Raw genomic sequence first — 20,209 nt, 5'->3', positions numbered from 1 at the left:
TGTCGCTGTACGTCAGTAGTGAACGTGCCTCAAGACACTTTACCGTTTGAAATCTTGTTTGAAATTCCGTCGCGCGGCAAGCGTCGCGTGCCAACCAAAGGGAGAAACCGCATGGGCCGTCTGCAAGGCAAATCCGTCATCATCACCGGTGCCGGCAGCGGCATCGGCCGCGCGGCCGCGCTGCTGTTCACCAGAGAAGGCGCCAACCTGATCGCGGTCGATCGCAGCGAGGCGGTGAAGGAGACGGTCGACGAGGTAAAGAAGGCCGGCGGTGTCGCGGAAGCGTTGGTGGCGGATGCCGGCTCCGAAAAGGACGTCATCGCCGTGATCGACAACGCGGTGAAGACGCACGGCCGCCTCGACGTGATCTGGGCCAATGCCGGCGTCTCCGGCGGACTCGTCCCGCTCGGCGAGCAGACCGTCGAGCAATGGCAGGAGGTTTTGCGCATCAATCTGATCGGGCCGTTTCTCGCGGTGAAGCATGCGATGCCGCACATGGTGAAGCAGCAGTCCGGTGCGATCGTGCTGACCGCATCCGTCGCGGGCCTCAAGGCCGGCGCCAGCGGTCACCCCTATGCCGCGAGCAAGGCCGGCGTCATCTCCCTGGTGCAGACCACGGCGTATTCGCTCACCGGCACCGGTGTGCGCATCAACGCAGTGTGCCCGGGCCTGATCGAGACCGGCATGACCAAACCGATCTTCGACCGCGCCAAGGAGCGCGGCACCGCCGACAAGATCGGCCAGCTCAATCCACTCAAGCGTCCCGGCCAGCCGCACGAGCTCGCCGCGATGGGACTGTTTCTGGCCAGCGACGAGGCGTCGTATGTCAACGGCCAGGCGTTCCCGGTGGACGGCGGACTGACGGCGTCGATGCCGTATACGGGCAAGCCGGTTTAGCGCAACTGCTTCAGCACCGTCATTGCGAGCGCAGCGAAGCAATCCAGAATCTTTCCGCGGCGGCAGACTGGATTGCTTCGCTGCGCTCGCAATGACGGAATCTTTGGATGGCAGCGTCACGCTGCCATTCACATTCTCGATCGCAGATGCACCTTCGCATCCTCGCGGCTCGTTCGCCCGAGCTTTGCTTTGGTCGTTTCACCCAGACGGCATACGCCGCTTCCGAATTTCGGCAAAGTTTCGCCGCCGCGCGTTGGGCCACGGCTCGCGTGTTTTGCTCGACGGCAACGCAAGGCGTTGCAGGCCCGGATTTGTGCTGGTTTGCCCTACCACCCGCAACATTGGTATGGTTCGTGCAAGCACTTCAGCTTCCATCCCCCTGACAAGAACGTGAAAATGCCAAGCTCAAGACCCGACCGTATTCGCAAGCTGCTCGCCGACCTCGTCGGCTTCGACACGATCAGCGATCGCTCCAACCTGCCCCTGATCGCGCATATCGAGAGCTATCTCGCCACGCTCGACGTCAAGGGTGAGCGCATCGTCGACGAGACCGGACAGAAAGCCTCGCTATGGGTCACCATTGGACCCGAGGACTGCCCGGGCCTGGTGCTGTCGGGGCATACCGACGTGGTGCCCGTGGTCGGCCAGGACTGGAGCCACGATCCGTTCAAGCTGATCGAGCGCGACGGCAGGCTCTATGGCCGCGGCACCACCGACATGAAGGGATTCGTCGCGGTGTGCCTCGCCATGGTGCCAGAGATGCTGGAAGCGAAGCTCGCGACACCGATCCATCTGGCGATCTCCTATGACGAGGAGATCGGCTGCGTCGGCGTGCGGCCGATGCTGCGCGAGGTCGCGAAGAAACGGATCAAGCCACTCGGCGCCTTCATCGGCGAGCCGACCGAGATGAAGGTCATCATCGGCCACAAGGGCAAGCACGGCGTGCGCGCGACCTTCAAGGGGCTCGCCCGCCACTCCTCGATCGCGCCCGAGGGCGTCAACGCCATCGAATACGCCGCCGAGCTGATCGTCGAAATCCGCCGTCGCGCCGTGGCGCTCGCAGCCGTGCGAGCGGCCGACAGCCTCTACGACGTTCCGCACTCGACGCTGCTCACCAGCATCGTCCATGGCGGCGCCGCGCTGAACATCGTCCCTGATGCTTGTACGGTGGATTTCGAATGCCGCGGCATCGGCATTACGGAGTCGCGCGAGGTGACGGATGCGATCGTCGCCTGGGCCAAGGCGAAGATCGAGCCAGCGATGAAGAAGCAGCATCCGGACTGCGGCATCGATTTCGAGGAGATTCTCGACTATCCCGCGCTCGACACCGCGGCCGATGCGACAATCGTCACGCTGGCCAAGAGCCTCGCGGGGCGCAACGACCACGCCAAGGTCGCGTTCGGCACCGAGGCAAGCCTGTTCGCCAGCATGGCCGATATCCCGTCCGTCGTGATTGGCCCCGGCTCGATCGCGCAGGCGCACACGCCGGACGAGTTCGTGGAAATGGCGGAGCTGGAGAAATGCGCCGGCTTCGTGGAGAAGCTGATCGCGCATTGCGTGAAGGGGTAAGGCTTCTCCTCGTCATTGCGAGCGAAGCGAAGCAATCCAGAATGGTTCCGCGGGGGCAGTCTGGATTGCTTCGTCGCAAGAGCTCCTCGCAATGACGGGAGTATGTGGGGCAGCGCGTATCCCACGTGAGCGGTGCGCCTCATCGCTCCTGCAAGGCCAGCCGCACACCGACGGCGCAGTAGATCGTCCCGACCACCTTGCCCTGCCATTTCACGACGGCCGGATGGCGGCGTAGTAAATTGCCGAGGCGGCCGGCGCCGACGGCGAACACCACCGTGCTGAGGAGGCCGAGCAACACGAACACAGCGCCGAGCAGCGCAAGCTGCCGCGTCGTCGAGCCATGCTCGGGACGGACGAACTGCGGCAGGAACGCGAGGAAGAACAGCGCGGTCTTCGGATTGAGCACTTCGGTCAGCACGGCCTGCCGGAATGCCCGCGCTGCGCTGATCGCGGCCGCACCGCCATTCACCTCGATCGGCGTCTTGTCGAGCATGGCGCGAATGCCGAGATAGATCAGGAAGCCCGCGCCCGCGTATTTGACGACGCTGAACAGCAGCGCCGACGTTGCAATGATCGCAGAGAGGCCGACGATTGCCATGGTGGTGTGGACCACGTCACCAGCCGCAATTCCCGCTCCCGTCGCGATGCCGACCCTGGTTCCTGAGCTCGCGGCGCGCGCCATGGTGAGGAGTGTCGCCGGTCCGGGAATGGAAGACGAAGCCGAGGACGATGAGGATGTAGGTGATGAGCGTGGTGTGGTCGATCATGCGAGCAGCTCTCTCGTCGTTCTGTCCCGTGTCCCGGACACGAGAGGAACGCAAGCAAAGGCGCGGCCGCCGGCAGCGCCTTCGGAGTCCTTAAACCGCGCCGGCCTTCTGCGCATACTCCCAAGACGCTTTCGACAGCGGTACGGTGCGCTTGGCTGACTCCAGCGCCTTGGCATTCGCCGCGGTGCCATCGCGGACGCGGCCGGCGATGCCTTGCGTGATGCCGGCGAGGCGGAACAGGTTGTAAGCAAAATACCAGTTGAGGTCAGGCACCGTCATCTTGGTGACGTTGCAATAGATCTGCGCGGCTTCCTCCACGCTCGGGATGTTGAGCGCCTTGAGGTCGGCGCCGTCCAGGCCGGGCATCACCCACTGCATCAGCAGATAGGTGAAGTCGGCCATGGGATCGCCGAGCGTCGACAATTCCCAATCGAGCACGGCCTGCACGCGCGGTTCCGTCGCATGGAAAATCATGTTGTCGAGGCGATAGTCGCCGTGGACGATGGAGACGCGCGCCTGCTCCGGCACGGTCTTCGGCAGCCATTCGACGACCTTCTCGAACTCCGGAATGGTCTGGGTCTCGGACGCGCGGTACTGCTTGGTCCAGCGGTCGATCTGGCGCGCGAAATAATTGCCTGGCTTGCCGAAGTCGCCAAGACCGATCGCGACGGGATCGAACATATGGAGCTTGGCCAGGGTCTCGATCTTGCTGGTGAAGATCTTTCGACGGTCTTCCGGCGTCTGGCTCGGCAGCGTCGGATCCCAGAACACCCGGCCGTCTTCCATCGACATGATGTAAAACGCCGAACCGATGATGCTGTCGTCCTGGCACAGCGCGTAGGCCTTCGCGACCGGAAAGCCCTGCTTTCCCAGCGCCGCGATCACCCGATATTCGCGATCGACCGCATGCGCCGACGGCAGCAATTTGCCGAACGGTTTTCTGCGCATCACATAGGAGCGGTTCGGCGTGTCGAGCCGGTAGGTCGGGTTGGACTGGCCACCCTTGAACTGGAGCACGACCAGCGGCCCCTGATAGCCTTCGACGTTGTCGCGCATCCAGGCTTCGAGCCGCATCTCGTCGATACGATGACGCTCCTCGACTGGTTTGGTGCCCGAGAATTCCTCGTCTTTCCTGACGCCGTCAGCCACGATGACGCTCCCTCTTCAGTCCGGACATGATCCTAATCGGTAACCCCCAGCGCACTTGCGTCAAGCGGTCATCCGATCACGGATCATGCCCTGTCGTTTCTTCAAATCGGGAGCGCCAGCATGCTCTCCCGCTTAATGACTGGAAGAGTTTGCATACTTCCGAACCTCGAGCCTGGCAATGGCGCGATTGTGCACCTCGTCCGGGCCGTCGGCGAGACGGAGCGTGCGGATGTGGGCGTAGTCCTTGGCAAGGCCGGCTTCGTCCGAGACGCCTGCACCGCCGAAGGCCTGGATCGCCTCGTCGATGATCTTCAGCGCCATGTTGGGGGCTGCGACCTTGATCATGGCGATCTCGGCCTGCGCGGTCTTGTTGCCGACCTTGTCCATCATGTCGGCTGCCTTGAGGCACAACAGCCGCGTCATCTCGATGTTGGTGCGGGCCTCGCCGATGCGCTGCTCCCACACCGAATGCTCGACGATCCGCTTGCCGAAGGCGGTGCGCGAGGTGAGCCGCTTCACCATTTTCTCCAGCGCCTCCTCGGCCTTGCCGATGGTGCGCATGCAGTGATGGATACGGCCGGGACCGAGACGGCCCTGCGCGATCTCGAAGCCGCGGCCTTCGCCGAGCAGGATGTTTTCCTTCGGCACCCGCACATTCTCGAGCAGCACCTGGGCGTGGCCATGCGGCGCGTCGTCGAAGCCGAACACCGGCAGCATCTTCTCGACCTTGATGCCGGGGGTGTCGAGCGGAACCAGGATCTGCGACTGCTGCTGGTGCTTGGCCGCCTTGAAATCGGTCTTGCCCATCAGGATCGCGATCTTGCAGCGGGGATCGCCGACGCCGGACGACCACCATTTGCGGCCGTTGATGACGTAGTGATCGCCGTCCTTCACGATGCTGGTCTCGATGTTGGTGGCATCGGACGAGGCCACCGCCGGCTCCGTCATCAGGAAGGCGGAGCGGATCTCGCCGTCCATCAGCGGACGCAACCATTTGCGCTTCTGCTCCTTGGAGCCGTAGCGCATGAACACTTCCATGTTGCCGGTGTCGGGCGCGGAACAGTTGAAGACTTCCGAAGCCCAGGAAATGTGGCCCATCTGCTCGGAAAGCAGCGCGTATTCGAGATTGGTCAGTCCCGCGCCGCGGAATTCGTCATCCTCATGCTCGTTGGGCGGCATGAACATGTTCCAGAGGCCTTCGGCCTTCGCCTTCTTCTTGAGATCCTCGAGCACCGGGATCACCTTCCAGCGCTCGCCGCTGCGATCCTGCTCATCATAGACCGGCACGGCCGGGCGCACGTGCTTGGCCATGAAGGACTGCACGCGGTCGAGCCATTCCTTCTGCTTCGGCGACAGATCGAAATCCATGGGACGCTCCTCGTCTTTGCCAACTCGTTTTGGCGAATTTGTTTTGCGCCGGACTGTCCACCCGCATAGTGCGACCCGCAAGTGCGAATGCGCAGCTTGCGGCTCCGGAACCAATTCGCGCGTTTGCGAACGACTCCTGATTGCGGATTGACTTTCCCGGCCTTCAAACGATAGTTTCATACAACTGTTTGAATTGCAACTCCCTCCCCGAGGGGCTCCCATGGCCAGCGATCATACCCGGACTGCCATTCTCGCCGCCGCCGAACGGCTCTACGCCGATCGGGGGTTCGGCGACGTAACGCTGCGCGACATCGTCGCGGAGGCCAATGTCAACCTCGCGGCGGTGAACTATCATTTCGGCTCGAAGGACGAGTTGATCGCGGAGCTGTTCGTGACACGCTCGATCGCCACCAACCGCGAGCGCTTGCGCGAATTGAAGGCGGCGGAAGAACAAGGCGACGGCCGCGCGCCGATCGAGGTGATCCTGCATGCGCTGGTCGGTCCGACGCTGCGCGGCTGCCTCGGTCCCGAGAACCAACGCTCGAGCGCGGCGCGCTTCATGATCCGCGCCTCGATCGAATCCGTGCCGCCGATCCGCCGCATCAAGAACCGCGAGATCGACCATTTGCGGAAATTCGCCGGCGCGATGCGAAGGTCCCTGCCCGATCGCAGCGACGTCGATATCTACTGGGGCCTGAATTTCGCGCTCGCCATGGCGCACCACACCATCCGCGAGAGCGAGCGGCTGACGAAATTATCGGAAGGCAAATGCGATCTCGACGACGTCGAGGACGTGGTCGCGCGCGTCGTCTGCGTGGCGACGATGGCGCTGACGGCGGGACGGACAGAGGCGAAGGCGCCGCCAAAGGTGGCGGCGCGCTAACCTCACATCATCGCGATGCAGTCGATCTCGACGTCGAAGGGGCCGAACCATTCCGGCGTGCAGACGAAGATCCGCGCCGGCGGATCGTGCGGGAAATAGCGCGCATAGACGGCGTTGAACGCGGCGAAGTGTTGTGTCGAGGTGCAATAGACGTTGCACTTCATGACGTTGTCGAGGCTTGCGCCTGCCGTCTGAAGGCACAGCTTCATCTGCTCCATGATCAGTTCGCTCTGCCGTTCGATCGGCACGTCCGCGATCTCGCCCGTGTCAGGGTCGAACGGCGGCAGGCCGGCGACGAAGATCATGTGGCCGGCGCGCGTGACCGGCGAGACCGGGGCGTTCCGGCGGTCAAGGAATGTCGAGATCGGTTCGACGCGGAGCGCTTCGCGTTTCATTGCGGGTTTCACTTCGAGATTCATGGGCGGCCACCTTCGGTTCAAGCGAGATGACGGCTTGCTACATCATAGCGCAGCCGTCATGCTTCGCTTTCGACCGAAGTGTGTCGCCGAGCCCGCCTAGGCGTGCTGCGGCATCTCCTCGGCCTCTTCCTTGGCGAGCAGCAGCAGCATCTCGATGCCCATGTCGCCTTCCTGCGGCGAGCGGATGAACTTTATTTCGTCGGCGCTTTGCCGCAACGCGGCAACGATCGCGACGGCCTGGTTGGCCGTTGCCGCCTCGGTCGCCAGAATTGCCTTCTGGTTCTTGGCCTGAAACCCGATCGTGTAGGACATGCGTTCCCTCCCGGACTGAGTGGAAGGATCGAATCTGAGTCGCGCGCGGAGCGGAAGCCTGTGTGAGTACGGACCGGGATTATCTGGGGATGGCCCGCAAGCCTCAGGCAAGCCCGAGCATCGCGCGCGCCTCGTTGGCGGTCGCGACGCTCGCACCCAGGCTCTTGACGATGCCGGCGGCACGCCCGACCAGCTCGGCATTAGTCTTCGCCAGCACGCCCTTGGACATATAGAGATTGTCCTCCATGCCGACGCGGACGTGGCCGCCGAGCAAATAGGCTTGCGCCACCATCGGGAATTCAGCGCGGCCGATACCGAAGCCGGACCAGATCGCGCCCGGCGGCAACAGGCTGCGGGCATAGAACATCGTCTCGGGCGTTGCGGAGAAGCCGTATTTGACGCCGAGCACGAGCGAAAACAGGCCCGGTCCTTTCAGCGTGCCGTCGGCAAGGAGATCGCGGGCCAGATGGCAGTCGCCGGAATCGAACAGCTCGATTTCCGGCAGCACGCCGGCCGCCTTCATCCGCTCGGCCATGATGCGGACGCTGCGCGGGGTGTTGATCACGACCTCGCCACCGGAATTCATGGTGTTGAGATCGAGCGTGCAGATGTCGGGCTTGAGCAGCTCGATATGCTCGACGCGCTTTTCGGGCTGGAGCAGCGTGGTGCCTGCAGCGGCGACGCGAGGGTCTTCGACCGAAGGCACGAAGCGCCCGCCGGGACCGGTCGTGAGGTTGATGACGAGAGACGTGTTGCGGGCGCGAATGCGATCCACCACATCGCGATAGAGATCGATCTCCATCGAAGGCCGCCCCGTTGCGGGATCGCGGACATGGATATGGGCAATCGCGGCGCCGGCTTCGGCCGCTTCCAGCGCCGATGTCGCGATCTGCTCGGGCGTGATCGGCAGATGCGGTGACTGCTCGGGCTTTGTCAGATTGCCCGTGATCGCGCAGGTGATGATGGTTTTGGTGGCGGTCATGCGTGCTGTCCCTTTTCGTAAAACGCGCGACGAGCCCCGGACCTCTTCCTTCTCCCCTTGCGGGAGAAGTTGGCGCGAAGCCGGATTAGGGGTTCTCTCCACGAACTCAACTCACAACGGCGCGCGCGGACAGAACCTCACCCGTCTCGCCGCTATGCGGCGAGCCACCCTCTCCCACAAGGGGCGAGGGTAAGAAATCGCTAGATGATGCCCTGCTGCTTCAGCGTCTCGATCTTGCCGGCATCATAGCCGAGCTTGCCGGCGAGCACCTCCTGGGTGTGCTCACCGAGCAGCGGCGGGGCGCGGTAGTCCTTGATCGGGGTTTCCGAGAGCGTCAGCGCGTTGCGGATCAGCGAGAGATCGGGCTGGAAGGGATGATCGACCTTCACCCGCATGCCGCGCGACTGGACATGCGGATCGGAAAACACCTGCTCGAAATTGTTGATCGGACCTGACGGCACGCCGGCCTCCTCCAGCTTGTCCAGCCAATAGGCCACCGGCTGCTTCAGGAACAGGCCGGCGAAGATCGCCATGATCTCCTTGCCGTGCACGACGCGGTCGTTGTTCTTGACGAAGCGCTTGTCGGTCGCGAGCTCGGGCGCGCCGAGCACGGCGCAGGTGCGTTGGAACTGGCCGTCATTTCCGACCACCAGCATCAATTCGCCGTCGGTGCAGCGGAACACGCCGGCCGGCATGCCGCCATTGCCCCAGGTGCCGCGGCGCGGCGGCGTCTTGCCGTTGACGAGATAGATCTGCAGCCAGTGCGACAACGACGCGATGACGGTGTCGAACAGGCAGACGTCGATGTGCTGTCCCACGCCATCATTGACGTCGCGATGATAGAGCGCCGAGAGAATCCCGATCGAGGTGTTCATGCCGGTCATGTAGTCGACGATCGAGGGGCCGACCTTCATCGGCCCCTCGCCGGGCTCGCCGTCGATATGGCCGGTGACGCTCATCAGGCCGCCCATTGCCTGCAGGATGGCGTCATAGCCGGCGCGCGGCGCATAAGGGCCGGTCTGGCCGAAGCCGGTCACCGAGCAGTAGATAATGCCGGGATTGATCGCCTTGATGGTCTCGTAGTCGAGGCCGTAGCGCTTGAGATCGCCGACCTTGTAGTTCTCCATGAAAACGTCGACGTCCTTGGCGAGCTCGCGGATGATCGCCTGCCCCTCGGGCTTGGCGATGTTGACCGTGACCGACTTCTTGTTGCGGTTGGCACAGAGGTAAAACGAGTTGTTGTTGTTGGCCTTGCCCTCGGGGTCGGTCAGATAGGGCGGGCCGAAGGCGCGCGCGTCGTCACCGGTGCCCGGCCGCTCGATCTTGATCACCTCCGCGCCCAAATCGCCCAGCATCTGGGCCGACAGAGGCCCGGCAAGCACGCGGGTGAGGTCAAGGATCTTGATGCCTGAGAGCGGCAGGGCCGACATGTCGAATTCCTCCGGGAACTGGATATTGGCGCGGCGGCGAGATCGCGGGCCGCGCTCCCTGCGGATACACTATTTTGGCGGTCCGAGCACTGCACTGTGGGCATACGGCTATCCTCCCACCCGCCCGGCGCAGGTCACCCGCGCGATGAATTTCCGCAGCGCGAATATTCTCAGGTCACGGCCGCTGCAGCGACCTGCGGCCGCCGGCGGCCGAGCAGGACCAGGATCAGCACCGTGGCGCAGGAGCAGATGAAGGTGAGACCGAGCGCGCCGCGGCTACCGAACTGGGTGAGCAGGCCGACAAGGAGCGGCGGCGAGACCGCGGAGGCGAGATTGAGCGGCAGCGCAATCATCGACATCGCCTTGGCGAACTCGGCCTGATCGTAGAACACGAGCGGGATCGTTGCCCGCGCCACCGCCATCGCGCCGCTGCCGGCGCCGTAGAGCAGGATGAAGGCCGCAACCGCCCAGGTCGCGCCCTCGCTCGTCATCAGCAGCAGCATGGCGATCGGCAGCGCCGTGCCGGCGACGAGCCCGGTCGTGATTCCATCCCACCGCCCTCCGCCGAGAAAATCGAGCCCGCGCGCGCTGACCTGGATCACGCCCAGCATCGAGCCGAACGCAAGCGCCTGCGCCGGGGGAAGCCCCTCCGCCCGGAGCAACTCGATCATGATGGCGCCGATGCCGAAATTGACGAAGGCATTGAGCGTGATCGCGGCAACGACGAGGCTGAAGGTGCTCTTGGGAATCGCAGGTGGCGGCAAAGACTTCACCGACTCACCACCACGACCCGCGGCGATTTTCCGGCGCGGGGCGAGGAACGCGTAGAGCGGAAGGTTGATGACGACCATCATGGCCGCATAGACCAGGCACGTCCCGCGCCAGCCGAGCAGACCGCTGAGGAACGACGTCGTCGGCCAGAAGATGCTGCTCGACAAGCCAGTCACCAGCATCAGCGCGCCGATCGCGTTCTTGGCCTGCCGCCCGGCGACCTCGTTCAGCATGATATAGGCGCCGGTCGACAGCGTGGCGCTGCCGGCGATGCCGAGGACGATCCAGGCGGCGAAATACAGCATCGGCTCGCGCGCGAGGGACAGCAGTATGAAGCCCGGCACGGTCAGGACCGTGCCTGAGATCATCACCTTTCGTGCACCGTGCCGTGCAAACGACTTGGCGAGCCAGGGCGCGCACAGTCCCATCGACACATAGAGCACGGACGTCCCGGCGAACACCGCCGGCAAGCTCATGCCGAGATCGGCCGCGAGATCGCGTCCGACGATGGCGGGAAGACCTATCGTACCCCACCCAACAAGCTGGGAGACCGCGAGCACCAGCAGGACCCCGATGAGCCTGCTGTCAGATTTCAGAAACCGCATTTCAACCGTCGCCTGCCCGCCAGGCGCAGATCACGCCGGTGACGCCAGTCTTACGCCCGGACTCAGTGCAGGGAAACGCCGGCCGCCGAATGGCAGCAGGCGGCCGGGAGCATGTCAGGAGGCGGCAGGAGCTCCCTGCCCCGCGATCCCGAGCAGGGATCGCGCCTCGGCCGCAGTCGCCACGCGCCGGCCGTGGCGCGCGACAGCCTCACCAGCGATGGTCACGAGCTCGGCGTTGCTGGCGGCGAGGCGCGCCTTGTCGATCCTGATATTGTCCTCGAGTCCGGTGCGGACCGCATCGGAGCCCCGCGCCAGCGCCCAGCCCATGACCTCGGCCTGGTGGCGTCCGATCCCGGCTGCCGTCCACGTCGCCTTCGGGATCAGCCGCCTGAGCTCTCCCAGCAGAATGTCGAGGACATGCTCGTCCGCGGGCATGGCGTTCTTGACGCCCATGACGAACTGCACGTGCGGACGCGCGTCGATCAGCCCGGCCTCGATCAAGCGGCGGGCCCCGTGCAGATGCGACAGATCGAAGATCTCAATTTCCGGCCGGATGCCATTCGCCTTCATGCCGGTGGCGAGAGTCTCCACCAGCGCGGCGCTGTTCTCGTAGACGATGGTCGGAAAGTTCACCGATCCCGTGGACAGCGAGGCCATGTCCGGCTTCAGGTAGAGCGACGATCCGCGCGCCGAGGGATCGCGGCCCCGCCCGCCGGTCGAGAACTGAACGATCATGTCAGGACAGTGCTTCCTGATCCCCTCCTGCACCACGGCGAAACGCTCGGGATCGGAGGACGGCGTCTCGTCGTCGTTGCGGACATGGATGTGGGCGAGCGTGGCACCGGCTTCGAAGGCCTGGTGCGTCGACTCGATCTGTTCGGACGGCAGGATCGGGACCGCCGGATTGTCCTTCTTGCGCGGAACGGAGCCGGTGATGGCGACAGCGACGACGACGGGGTTCATCTTGCAACCTCATATTGATTGCGCTCACGCGCACCAAATTCGAATCGGCAGCCTGACTATGCAGTGAGGCCCTGCCGCCGCGAACATCATCGATCGCGGCGGCAGTTGCCTCTACCATACCGTCAGGTCCGAACCGTGGCAGCCCCGCTCACTGCATCGCCGGCCCGCTGGCGGTCATAATCTGCCCGCGGCATCGGAACGGCATTGGGATTGCCGAGATCGTCGATCCTGATCCGATAGGTTTCCCGCGCGGTCAGGGCCGCCAGCGCGGCGATGACCGTGATAGCGAAGGCAATCGCCCCCACCGTTAACGGGATGTTTGTCGAGCCGGGAGGCGCGACGGTCGCAAACAGGGCGGGAAGCAATGCGGTGATGGTGGTTCCGATGTTCTGCGATATCGCCATCGCCGAGACGCGGGTGCGGGTCGGAAACAGCTCCGGGTAAAAGCTCGGGAAGATCGCGTTGTAGCCCTGATAAACTACGCCCCACATCAGCAGCGACACCAAGATTGCCAGCGGCACATTCCTGATGCTGATGGCATAGAGATAGCAAAAGGCGAGCAAGCCGGAGAGAAGCGCGCCTACGATGATCGGAGGCTTGCGGCCGACCTTGTCGGAGAGATTGCCGACGAAGGGAATGACGAACACCGCCAGCATGTTTCCGAGCACGGGGATCCAGAGATAGACGTCCTTGGCAAAACCGATCCCGTAGGCCGGCTGCACCGCATAGGCCGCGCCGAAGATGGTCGCAACGACAGGAATGACATTCATCAGCGCCATGCAGATGACCCTGAGCATGTCGCGCCAGCTCAGCTTGATGGCCTGGACGATGGGCGCGCGCGGCGTTTCTCCCCGTTCGCCCTCGCGGGCAAAGGCAGGGGTCTCGTCGACTTCGCGACGGATGATGTAGCCCGCGACGATGACGAAGAAGCTGAGCAGGAAGGGAATCCGCCAGCCCCAGCTGTTGAAGGCCTCGGTCGGCATATAGGCCGCCAAGGGCAGGAAGATTGCTGCGGCGAGGATCTGTCCGGCCTGCACCCCCTGAAGCGCGAAGCTGGCATAGAAGCCTCGCCGACCGAACGGCGCGTGCTCCAAGATCATCGAGCTTGCGCCTGAGATTTCGCCGGCAACGGCAAATCCCTGCACGAGGCGCAGAAAAACGAGCAAAATTGGCGCCAGGATGCCAACCTGCTGGTAGGTCGGCAGGATACCCACGGCCATCGTCGAGATGCCCATCAGAAACATGCAGACGATGAGAACCGTCTTGCGGCCATGGGTGTCGCCCCAGTGTCCGAGCACGAACGCGCCAATCGGCCGGGCCACATACCCGACGCCATAAGTCGCCAGCGAGGCCACGATCGCGACGGTGGGATTCTCCGACGGGAAGAAGATTTGCGGGAAGATCAGTGACGCGGCGGTCGCGTAGATGAAGAAGTCATAATATTCGAGAGCCGACCCGATCCAGCCGCTGGCAGCGGCTTTCCTGGACTGACTCATCTGATGGATCGCGGTCATCTCAAGATTCCTCCCTTGGGTTTTGCTGACGTCCCGTTGACGGGCTTCGCTCAAAATTGGGCACCCCTCCCCGGCCGCTCTGCGGAGTTTCGCGAGCGCTTGTCACTGCCGATAGGTGTCTGCTTGGTGGCGACGATAGGCTATCGCCGGGCTAACACAATTACCCAGTTATTCGACAAACCTAACATGATGTTATTTGTGCGAGAGCCCACGTCCCGGCGAACACCGCCGGCAGGCTCATGCCGAGACGGCCGCGAGATCGCGTCCGACGATGGCTGGTGGGAGGTGGTTGACATTGGACCATTGCATGGTCCATTTTATGGAAATTGAGGAAGGACAATGAGATGCGGGTCTCCGTTACCGACGCAAAAGGACAATTGACCGATCTTGTCCGCCGCGCAGAGGCCGGCGACGAGGTGATCCTGACGCGGCATGGACATCCGGCGGTGCGGCTCGTCCCGGTCAAGCTTCCGCCGGACCGCGCCGCCCGCCGGACCCTGCTCGAGGCGGCACGAAGGACCGGCGGGGCCAAGGCTATTCCCGGACCGAGCGCCGCACGCAGTCAGGACTTTCTTTTCAGCGATGACGGACTGCCGGAATGATCGCGGTCGATACCTCCGCACTGATGGCGATTGTGCTTGACGAACCGCAAGCCGATGCTTGCATCACCGCGCTGGACACCGCCGACGAAATCCTGATCTCGGCGGCCTCCGTTGCAGAAAGCCTGATCGTCGCGGCACGGCGGGGCGTCGACGAAGAGATGAACAAGCTGATCAACGATCTCGGTTTGAACGTGATCTCGGTGACCCAAGCTTCGGCCGAACGCGTGGCGCAAATCTACTCGCGTTGGGGCAAAGGCATTCGTCCTGCCGGTCTCAACTTTGGTGACTGCTTCGCCTACGATGTCGCCAAGGAGCATGGCTGCGCACTTCTTTATGTCGGCGACGACTTTGCCAAGACGGATATCGTTGCGGCGGCGTAGTCGACGACCGCCGGTGCGGCGACTTACCGGCCGAACAGAAAAGCCGCCGGCAGCCGTCAGGCTGTATGGCCGGGATCGACCTGCTTCGGCGTTTTCTTGTCTCGTTGAGGTGTCATCTTGGCCGGATCCGGCGCATTCGGCACGCCGCGCGGCCCGAGCTGGTCGCGCTGGATGTCGTCTTCGGAGCGGGAGGGCTCAATGCCGTTCGGCTCACGGGGCTTGGTCATCGCAGGCTCCTGAAGTTTGTCGCTCGGAGTGTCCATCAAATTCCCAGCGCGTTTTCGCCGGCTTCGCGGCCGGGCACGCTGACATGAACTTCGTGCCCCTCGCGAAGCGCCAACGATGCTGCGGCAACCGCCGACTCGAAGGCCGCTTCCTTGGTGGAGTATCTGTTCTTGACGTCGCCGTCGTGCAGCACGCCCCATTCGTCCTGCACGGGGACGATCGTGTATTGAGCAAGGCCCATCATTTAACTCCTCGAGATCTATCGCTGCGTGAGCTGCGGGTGCGCGGCGGTCACGCGCCACACCGTGTTGCCGCTGTCATCGGCGACCAGCAGCGCGCCGGTCTTGTCGATGGCGACGCCGACGGGCCGCCCGCGCGCGTGATTGTCGCTGTTGAGGAAGCCGGTGACGACGTCCTGCGGCGGGCCGCTGGGCCTGCCGTCCGTGAACGGCACGAACACCACCTTGTAGCCGTTCAAGACCTGCCTGTTCCAACTGCCGTGCTCGCCGACGAAGGCGCCGCCGCGATAGGCCGCCGGCAAACTCGCGCTGGTGTTGAAAGCCATTCCAAGCGGCGCGACATGCGAGCTCAGCGCGTAGTCAGGCACGATCGCCTTGGCGACGAGGTCGGGACGCTCCGGCTTGACGCGCGGATCGACGTGCTGGCCGTAATAGCTGTAGGGCCAGCCATAGAAGCCGCCGTCCTTCACCGACGTCATGTAGTCCGGCACGAGATCGGGGCCGAGTTCGTCGCGCTCGTTCACAACCGTCCACAGCGCGCCGGTCTGCGGCTCGAAGCTGAGGCCGTTGGGATTGCGCAAGCCGCTTGCGAAGATGCGCCAGCGGCCGCTGGCACGGTCGATCTCGAGGATGGCGGCGCGATTGTGCTCGGCCTCCATGCCGTTCTCGGTGATGTTGCTGTTGGAGCCGACGCCGGCATAGAGTTTCGAGCCGTCTGGGCTCGCGACCAGGCTCTTGGTCCAGTGATGGTCGATCGGTCCGCCCGGCAGCGGCGTCAGCACCGTGCCCGGCGCGGTGATCTTGGTATCGCCTTCGGTGTAGGGATATTTGACGATCGCATCGGTGTTGGCGACGTAGAGATCGTTGCCGACCAGCGCGACGCCGAACGGCGAGTTGAGATGGTCGAGGAAGACGCTTTGCGTGTCCGGGACGCCGTCGCCGTTGCTGTCGCGCAGCAGCGTGATGCGGTTGCTCTCGCCGGTGTCGCCGCCGGATGTCGCCCAGGACTCGATGTATCCCATCACGATTTCCTTGGGCCGCTTGATCGGAGCGCCCTTCGGCGCCTTGGATTCCACCACCAGCACGTCGCCGTTGGGCAGCACGTAGAGGAATCGGGGATGCTGCAAGCCGGTCGCGAAGGCCTTGGCCTGCAAGCCCTGCGCAACGACCGGCGTCTCGTCCTTTTTCCAGCCGACGATGCGCGCGATGTGCATCGGCGGCAGCAGATATTGCTGGATGTCGGGAAGCGTCGGGTTGGCGCCGGTTTGCGCCTTCGGATCGCCACTGCCGTCATTGCAGCCGGCCAGACACAGCAGCGAGGCACACAACAGCACCCGAGCGATTGCGGAGTTCATCGCGCAACTCCTACGCCGTGGCGGTACACCATGGCCCAGCCGAGCCAGCCGGTGACCGGCAGGATCAATACGGTGATGGCTGAAAGAAGGAGCCCGGTCGGCCACACCGAGGTCCAGGCATCGCGGGTGTGGATCAACGCATTGATAGTCGCCAGGACCAGCGCCAGCGCGTTGCCGATCAGATGCGGCCAGGCCGGCGGCTGCGCCCGCACCAGACGATTGCCGAGAAAATCGGTCAGGCCGGCGATCGCCGCCAGTACGCCAAAGATGACGCCCACGACCAAAAGCCAGGCGGAAAAATCCGCCCACATGATCTCGGCACTGACGACATAGGCGATGTCGGTCAGCAGCGCTCCGATGAAGCAAGCGATCGGTATCGGCACCAGCATCGGATGAATCGGATGGCCCGCGATTTGTGCGGTCGCGCGCACGCGCACGTCTTGTTGCACGGTTGGCCTCTTGTCAGATCGCTGCCTCTCCCCGGTGGAAAACACCCGCTTTCCACGAAGGTTCCTGATGGTGCACCGCGGCGCCGCTGCGCCTCGACAGCGTTGCGGCGTGCGAGCACTTACCAGGAACCCCGTGCCGCTCCGGGCCTTGATCCCGGCATAGAGATGAACCTGCCCTTCAGGAGACCGCGGAGTGGACCAGCCTGGCGACGGCGCCTCCTTCAATCCAGCCTCGAAGCTCGACGGCGTCTCGCGGCGGCAGACGAAACAGATCGAATCCCAGAGCCGGCCCAGCGCAGCGCTGATCCATGAGACGATCCGCGCCGAGGGTGAGCAGGAACTGGAACGGCGATGGTGGGCCATCGTGCTGTCCGGCCTCGCCGCCGGCCTTTCGATGGGATTGTCCCTGATCGTCCAAGGCGAGTTTCACGCGCTGATCTCCGACGAGGCCACCCGGCGCCTGGTGGCTCCGCTCGGCTACACGGTCGGCTTCCTGGTTGTGGTGCTGGGACGGCAGCAGCTCTTCACCGAGAACACGCTGACGCCGATCCTGCCGCTGTTGCACAACAGGGATCTCGGCACGCTGGCAAGCGTGATCAAGCTGTGGGGCCTGGTCCTCGCCTCCAACATCGCGGGAACGTGGGCGGTCGGATCCGTGCTCGCGCACACCAGCATCTTCGAACCACGCATCGTGGACGCCTTCGTCGATCTCAGCCGCCACACCATCGAGGGCACGTTCGCGACGACCCTTGTCCGAGCGATCTTTGCCGGCTGGTTGATCGCCTTGATGGCGTGGCTTCTTCCAGCGACCAAAGGATCGCGCGCACACATCATCGTCGTGATGACCTATGTGGTCGCGCTCGGCCAGTTCGCGCATATCATCGCGGGCTCGGTCGAGTGCGCCTTTCTCGTACAGAGCGGCCGCGCGTCGCTCTCACAATATGCCTCGGACTTTTTCGTGCCGACACTCCTCGGCAATATTCTGGGCGGGACGACCCTCGTCGCCCTGCTGAACTACGGACAGGTCGCCCCAGAAATCGACGACCACAGAGAATAAAGAGCCTGCACAAAAGCTGCCGCCTCGACAGGAACGATGGGCGCGAGCCGAGCTTGCCTCAACAAATCAACATACGGCGACGAGCAGGATCAATCATGAGCACCAACATCAAGAGCCCATTCGACAAGGAACCGGCCGAAGGATCACGCGACATCATCGATCGTGAGTTGCAGCGTTCCGAAGATGCGGCCAACAACAAGATCGATCATCTCCCCGGCGTGAAGGTCAGCGGGCAGCCGCAGGGCGGCGCAGTCGATCGTGCCCGCAAGCAGCGCGAGGAGAAGGATAGCGAACAGGAATAGAGTCGCTCTGACGACCCGAAACGCCAAGTCGGTCAAGCGAGACGCATCAATTTGTTCGGGACTGGCAATGACTGACAGCCCATCGTTCCGAGGAAACGTGGTTCTGGGAAAACGTGGAACTTCCCAGCCCCGCATATGTTGTGGGCGATAAGTGATGCGGCGGCCAGTACAAGGCGGGCGCCATTTCTTGCACACGATTGCCCATCATCGAACTCAGGAGCCCGAAATGAGCCGCGGAATGCCATCGATGACCGCCCTCTTGGGTATGCTCGCAATCGCCGGTTATCAAAATCGGGACAAGCTCGCCGACATGTTTCGCAATGCTACCTCCGGTCAGCCGTCGGGTACCAAGGATTCCCTGGGCGGCATGCTCGGCAATCTTGGCGGCCTTGTGGGAGGCGGCGGTGTCGGTTCGCTGCTGAACGGCGGGATCGGCGAGTTGCTCGAACACTTCAGGCAGAACGGGCAAGGCGATGCGGCTCAATCCTGGATCAATCAGGGGCCAAACCGCGAAGTCACCCCGCCCGAACTCCACCAGGCGATCGGTCCGGACGTTCTTCAAAAACTGGAGCAGCAGACCGGCCTGTCTCAGCAGGAGATCCTCGACCGATTGTCGCGCGAACTCCCGGCAGCGGTGGACAAATACACGCCGGACGGACGTCTTCCGGCGCAATCCGCGGGATAACACTCCTCAAGACTCGAGAAAAGATATGAGCATCATTTGGACGATCATCATCGGTTTCATCGCAGGCGTCATCGCGAAGTTCATCATGCCCGGCGACAACGAGCCCTCGGGTTTCATCCTGACCACGATCCTGGGAATAGTGGGCGCATTCGTTGCGACCTATCTTGGCCAATCCCTCGGCTGGTACCGGCCAGGAGAAGGCGCAGGACTAGTGGGGGCAGTGGTAGGCGCCATCATCGTGCTTTTCGTCTACGGTTTTGTAGCTGGTCGCAGCCGTCGGGCCATCTAACCACAGTGGACGGAATTCCGCGCGTTAGCGGAGAATTCGCCCGGCGCGAAAGGCGATCGGCAAGATGAAATGGATGCTCGTTGTCTTGGTAGGAGGCATGACCCCGGTCAACACCGACCTGGTTTTCGACAAGTTTGCCGATTGCCTTGCCGCCGAGGAGCAGATGCGAAAGCACTATACGGACGCTTTCGAGGCTTGGGACCGATGGGCCGCGGCCAATATCGAGCGACGACGCGAATACTCAAAGGTGCGCGACCTCCAGGCCAAACGGCTGCTCAGCAACATCGGTACCTGCGTTCCTCACGCAGGCGGCGAGGCTGCAGCGCCTCAGCAACTGAGCAATCCGGCACCTTCTCCGCAAGCCACACCTGCGCCGCAGCCAAGTCCGAAAACGTGACGTTTGAGCCCCTAAAAGCCCCTTGGCACGCCGCTAACCCGAGACATTTTTAGGAGATCAGCATTGAGCGACAGGACCGGCAATGAACCTGCACCCTTGGTGCTTTTCGGCGTGGCAATCATTCCGATCATTGCGGTGTTGGCGTGGTTCGCCTTTTAGGCTTTGAACCTTTTCGCTGTCGCGCGTCATACAGTCGAAGCGTCCCTAAGCTTCACTCCTACCAGAAAGCCCCGCTTCCCCCAGCGGGGTTTTCGCTGTCGGCGCTGCATCAACGCACCGATTTTTTCAAGCGCCCTTTTTGGCTTGACCACTTTTTCCCGATGCAGCAGCCTAGATATGGGCAGGGTTTTGAGGAGGCACAATTGCCGAAAACCCTAGTGGAATTCAGAGCGCAGAACCTTCGTTTGCTTGAACAGCTTTGTCCGGACGATCCGGGCTACATTCAATCGTGGATCAGGAAGTTCGACCAGCAGAATGGGATCGAACCTGAAGCTCCTGCGAAGTCCCGCCGGGAGCGAGGTGTTGCTTCACCCAAGAAGGCCAGGTCCGGCGACCGAACCAATTGAGCGCGTGGTTGCCTTCGCTCGGCGCCGGACACTA

23 protein-coding genes and 1 pseudogene are annotated in these 20,209 nt (G+C 63.2%); 10 read left to right on the top strand and 14 right to left on the bottom strand.

The features are described from left to right. Positions 1-111 precede the first annotated feature (111 nt). Both IVA75_RS02900 and argE read left to right on the top strand, forming a co-directional pair. Positions 112-897: an SDR family oxidoreductase gene (locus tag IVA75_RS02900; RefSeq protein WP_247287053.1), complete on the top strand. Its 786-nt coding sequence runs from the start codon at positions 112-114 to the stop codon at positions 895-897. 396 nt (positions 898-1,293) lie between these two features. Next, on the top strand, positions 1,294-2,466 hold the full coding sequence (gene argE, locus IVA75_RS02895; protein WP_247287054.1) for an acetylornithine deacetylase: 1,173 nt from the start codon (positions 1,294-1,296) through the stop codon (positions 2,464-2,466). Positions 2,467-2,605: 139 nt separating this feature from the next. Here argE and IVA75_RS02890 read toward each other — a convergent pair. The 3 genes and pseudogenes from IVA75_RS02890 to IVA75_RS02880 form a co-directional block, all read right to left on the bottom strand. After that, positions 2,606-3,233 (bottom strand): annotated as a pseudogene (locus tag IVA75_RS02890) (LysE family translocator). 90 nt (positions 3,234-3,323) lie between these two features. Continuing rightward, positions 3,324-4,382, bottom strand: coding sequence for a phosphotransferase family protein (locus tag IVA75_RS02885; RefSeq protein WP_247287055.1), 1,059 nt, complete (start codon positions 4,380-4,382; stop codon positions 3,324-3,326). Between the two features lie 132 nt (positions 4,383-4,514). Continuing rightward, positions 4,515-5,750: an acyl-CoA dehydrogenase family protein gene (locus IVA75_RS02880; protein WP_018460217.1), complete on the bottom strand. Its 1,236-nt coding sequence runs from the start codon at positions 5,748-5,750 to the stop codon at positions 4,515-4,517. A 220-nt stretch (positions 5,751-5,970) separates the two neighbouring features. Between IVA75_RS02880 and IVA75_RS02875 the strand changes: the two genes are divergently transcribed. Further along, positions 5,971-6,633 carry a TetR/AcrR family transcriptional regulator gene (locus IVA75_RS02875; RefSeq protein WP_247287056.1) on the top strand — a complete coding sequence of 221 codons (663 nt, stop codon included), beginning with the start codon at positions 5,971-5,973 and terminating at the stop codon, positions 6,631-6,633. Positions 6,634-6,635: 2 nt separating this feature from the next. On the opposite strand, the gene IVA75_RS02870 is transcribed toward IVA75_RS02875, so the two are convergent. From IVA75_RS02870 to IVA75_RS02840, 7 genes are all read right to left on the bottom strand, one after another. After that, a complete protein-coding gene (locus tag IVA75_RS02870; protein WP_247287057.1) occupies positions 6,636-7,028 on the bottom strand; it encodes a RidA family protein in 393 nt (130 codons plus the stop codon). A 120-nt stretch (positions 7,029-7,148) separates the two neighbouring features. Then, positions 7,149-7,364, bottom strand: coding sequence for a hypothetical protein (locus IVA75_RS02865; protein WP_007602925.1), 216 nt, complete (start codon positions 7,362-7,364; stop codon positions 7,149-7,151). Positions 7,365-7,467: 103 nt separating this feature from the next. Further along, positions 7,468-8,346 carry a 3-keto-5-aminohexanoate cleavage protein gene (locus IVA75_RS02860; RefSeq protein ID WP_247287058.1) on the bottom strand — a complete coding sequence of 293 codons (879 nt, stop codon included), beginning with the start codon at positions 8,344-8,346 and terminating at the stop codon, positions 7,468-7,470. A 200-nt stretch (positions 8,347-8,546) separates the two neighbouring features. Beyond that, the gene (locus tag IVA75_RS02855) at positions 8,547-9,776 is read right to left on the bottom strand and encodes a CaiB/BaiF CoA-transferase family protein (protein ID WP_247287059.1); all 1,230 of its coding nucleotides are present in this window, start codon (positions 9,774-9,776) and stop codon (positions 8,547-8,549) included. A gap of 170 nt (positions 9,777-9,946) precedes the next feature. Further along, positions 9,947-11,152 (bottom strand): MFS transporter, encoded by a 1,206-nt coding sequence (locus IVA75_RS02850; protein WP_247287060.1) that lies wholly within the window; start codon positions 11,150-11,152, stop codon positions 9,947-9,949. A gap of 114 nt (positions 11,153-11,266) precedes the next feature. Beyond that, entirely contained in the window at positions 11,267-12,115 is an 849-nt protein-coding gene (locus IVA75_RS02845) for a 3-keto-5-aminohexanoate cleavage protein (protein WP_247287062.1), read from the bottom strand. A 122-nt stretch (positions 12,116-12,237) separates the two neighbouring features. After that, positions 12,238-13,629, bottom strand: coding sequence for an MFS transporter (locus IVA75_RS02840; protein WP_247287064.1), 1,392 nt, complete (start codon positions 13,627-13,629; stop codon positions 12,238-12,240). 344 nt (positions 13,630-13,973) lie between these two features. Between IVA75_RS02840 and IVA75_RS02835 the strand changes: the two genes are divergently transcribed. Both IVA75_RS02835 and IVA75_RS02830 read left to right on the top strand, forming a co-directional pair. Beyond that, positions 13,974-14,231 carry a type II toxin-antitoxin system prevent-host-death family antitoxin gene (locus IVA75_RS02835; RefSeq protein WP_247287065.1) on the top strand — a complete coding sequence of 86 codons (258 nt, stop codon included), beginning with the start codon at positions 13,974-13,976 and terminating at the stop codon, positions 14,229-14,231. Continuing rightward, positions 14,228-14,611: a type II toxin-antitoxin system VapC family toxin gene (locus IVA75_RS02830; protein ID WP_085351261.1), complete on the top strand. Its 384-nt coding sequence runs from the start codon at positions 14,228-14,230 to the stop codon at positions 14,609-14,611. Before IVA75_RS02835 ends, IVA75_RS02830 begins: the two co-directional genes overlap by 4 nt. Before the next feature lie 56 nt (positions 14,612-14,667). On the opposite strand, the gene IVA75_RS02825 is transcribed toward IVA75_RS02830, so the two are convergent. The 4 genes from IVA75_RS02825 to IVA75_RS02810 are packed head-to-tail and all read right to left on the bottom strand — an operon-like array spanning position 14,668 to position 16,879. Beyond that, positions 14,668-14,838, bottom strand: a complete 171-nt coding sequence (locus tag IVA75_RS02825; protein WP_007611679.1) for a hypothetical protein — start codon at positions 14,836-14,838, stop codon at positions 14,668-14,670. 35 nt (positions 14,839-14,873) lie between these two features. Next, complete coding sequence (locus IVA75_RS02820; protein WP_007611681.1) at positions 14,874-15,077, bottom strand: hypothetical protein; 204 nt, start codon at positions 15,075-15,077, stop codon at positions 14,874-14,876. 18 nt (positions 15,078-15,095) lie between these two features. Further along, complete coding sequence (locus IVA75_RS02815) at positions 15,096-16,430, bottom strand: sorbosone dehydrogenase family protein (protein WP_247287066.1); 1,335 nt, start codon at positions 16,428-16,430, stop codon at positions 15,096-15,098. Next, positions 16,427-16,879: a DUF2231 domain-containing protein gene (locus IVA75_RS02810; RefSeq protein ID WP_247287067.1), complete on the bottom strand. Its 453-nt coding sequence runs from the start codon at positions 16,877-16,879 to the stop codon at positions 16,427-16,429. The genes IVA75_RS02815 and IVA75_RS02810 overlap by 4 nt, the downstream gene beginning before the upstream one ends. A 193-nt stretch (positions 16,880-17,072) precedes the next feature. Here IVA75_RS02810 and IVA75_RS02805 point away from each other — a divergent pair, with 193 nt between their 5' ends. From IVA75_RS02805 to IVA75_RS02785, 5 genes are all read left to right on the top strand, one after another. Then, entirely contained in the window at positions 17,073-17,936 is an 864-nt protein-coding gene (locus IVA75_RS02805; protein ID WP_247287068.1) for a formate/nitrite transporter family protein, read from the top strand. A gap of 95 nt (positions 17,937-18,031) precedes the next feature. Further along, positions 18,032-18,238 carry a hypothetical protein gene (locus IVA75_RS02800; RefSeq protein ID WP_027567534.1) on the top strand — a complete coding sequence of 69 codons (207 nt, stop codon included), beginning with the start codon at positions 18,032-18,034 and terminating at the stop codon, positions 18,236-18,238. Positions 18,239-18,464: 226 nt separating this feature from the next. Further along, positions 18,465-18,923 carry a YidB family protein gene (locus tag IVA75_RS02795; RefSeq protein WP_247287069.1) on the top strand — a complete coding sequence of 153 codons (459 nt, stop codon included), beginning with the start codon at positions 18,465-18,467 and terminating at the stop codon, positions 18,921-18,923. Positions 18,924-18,948: 25 nt separating this feature from the next. After that, positions 18,949-19,212 (top strand): GlsB/YeaQ/YmgE family stress response membrane protein, encoded by a 264-nt coding sequence (locus IVA75_RS02790; protein ID WP_018459399.1) that lies wholly within the window; start codon positions 18,949-18,951, stop codon positions 19,210-19,212. A gap of 64 nt (positions 19,213-19,276) precedes the next feature. Beyond that, positions 19,277-19,609 (top strand): hypothetical protein, encoded by a 333-nt coding sequence (locus IVA75_RS02785; RefSeq protein WP_247287070.1) that lies wholly within the window; start codon positions 19,277-19,279, stop codon positions 19,607-19,609. Positions 19,610-20,209 lie beyond the last annotated feature (600 nt).

The organism is Bradyrhizobium sp. 134, from assembly GCF_023074155.1.
In the GTDB taxonomy this organism is placed as follows: Bacteria; Pseudomonadota; Alphaproteobacteria; order Rhizobiales; family Xanthobacteraceae; genus Bradyrhizobium.
The sequence above is the reverse complement of the archived record's forward strand: the minus strand, read 5'-3'. Positions and strand labels throughout refer to the sequence as shown.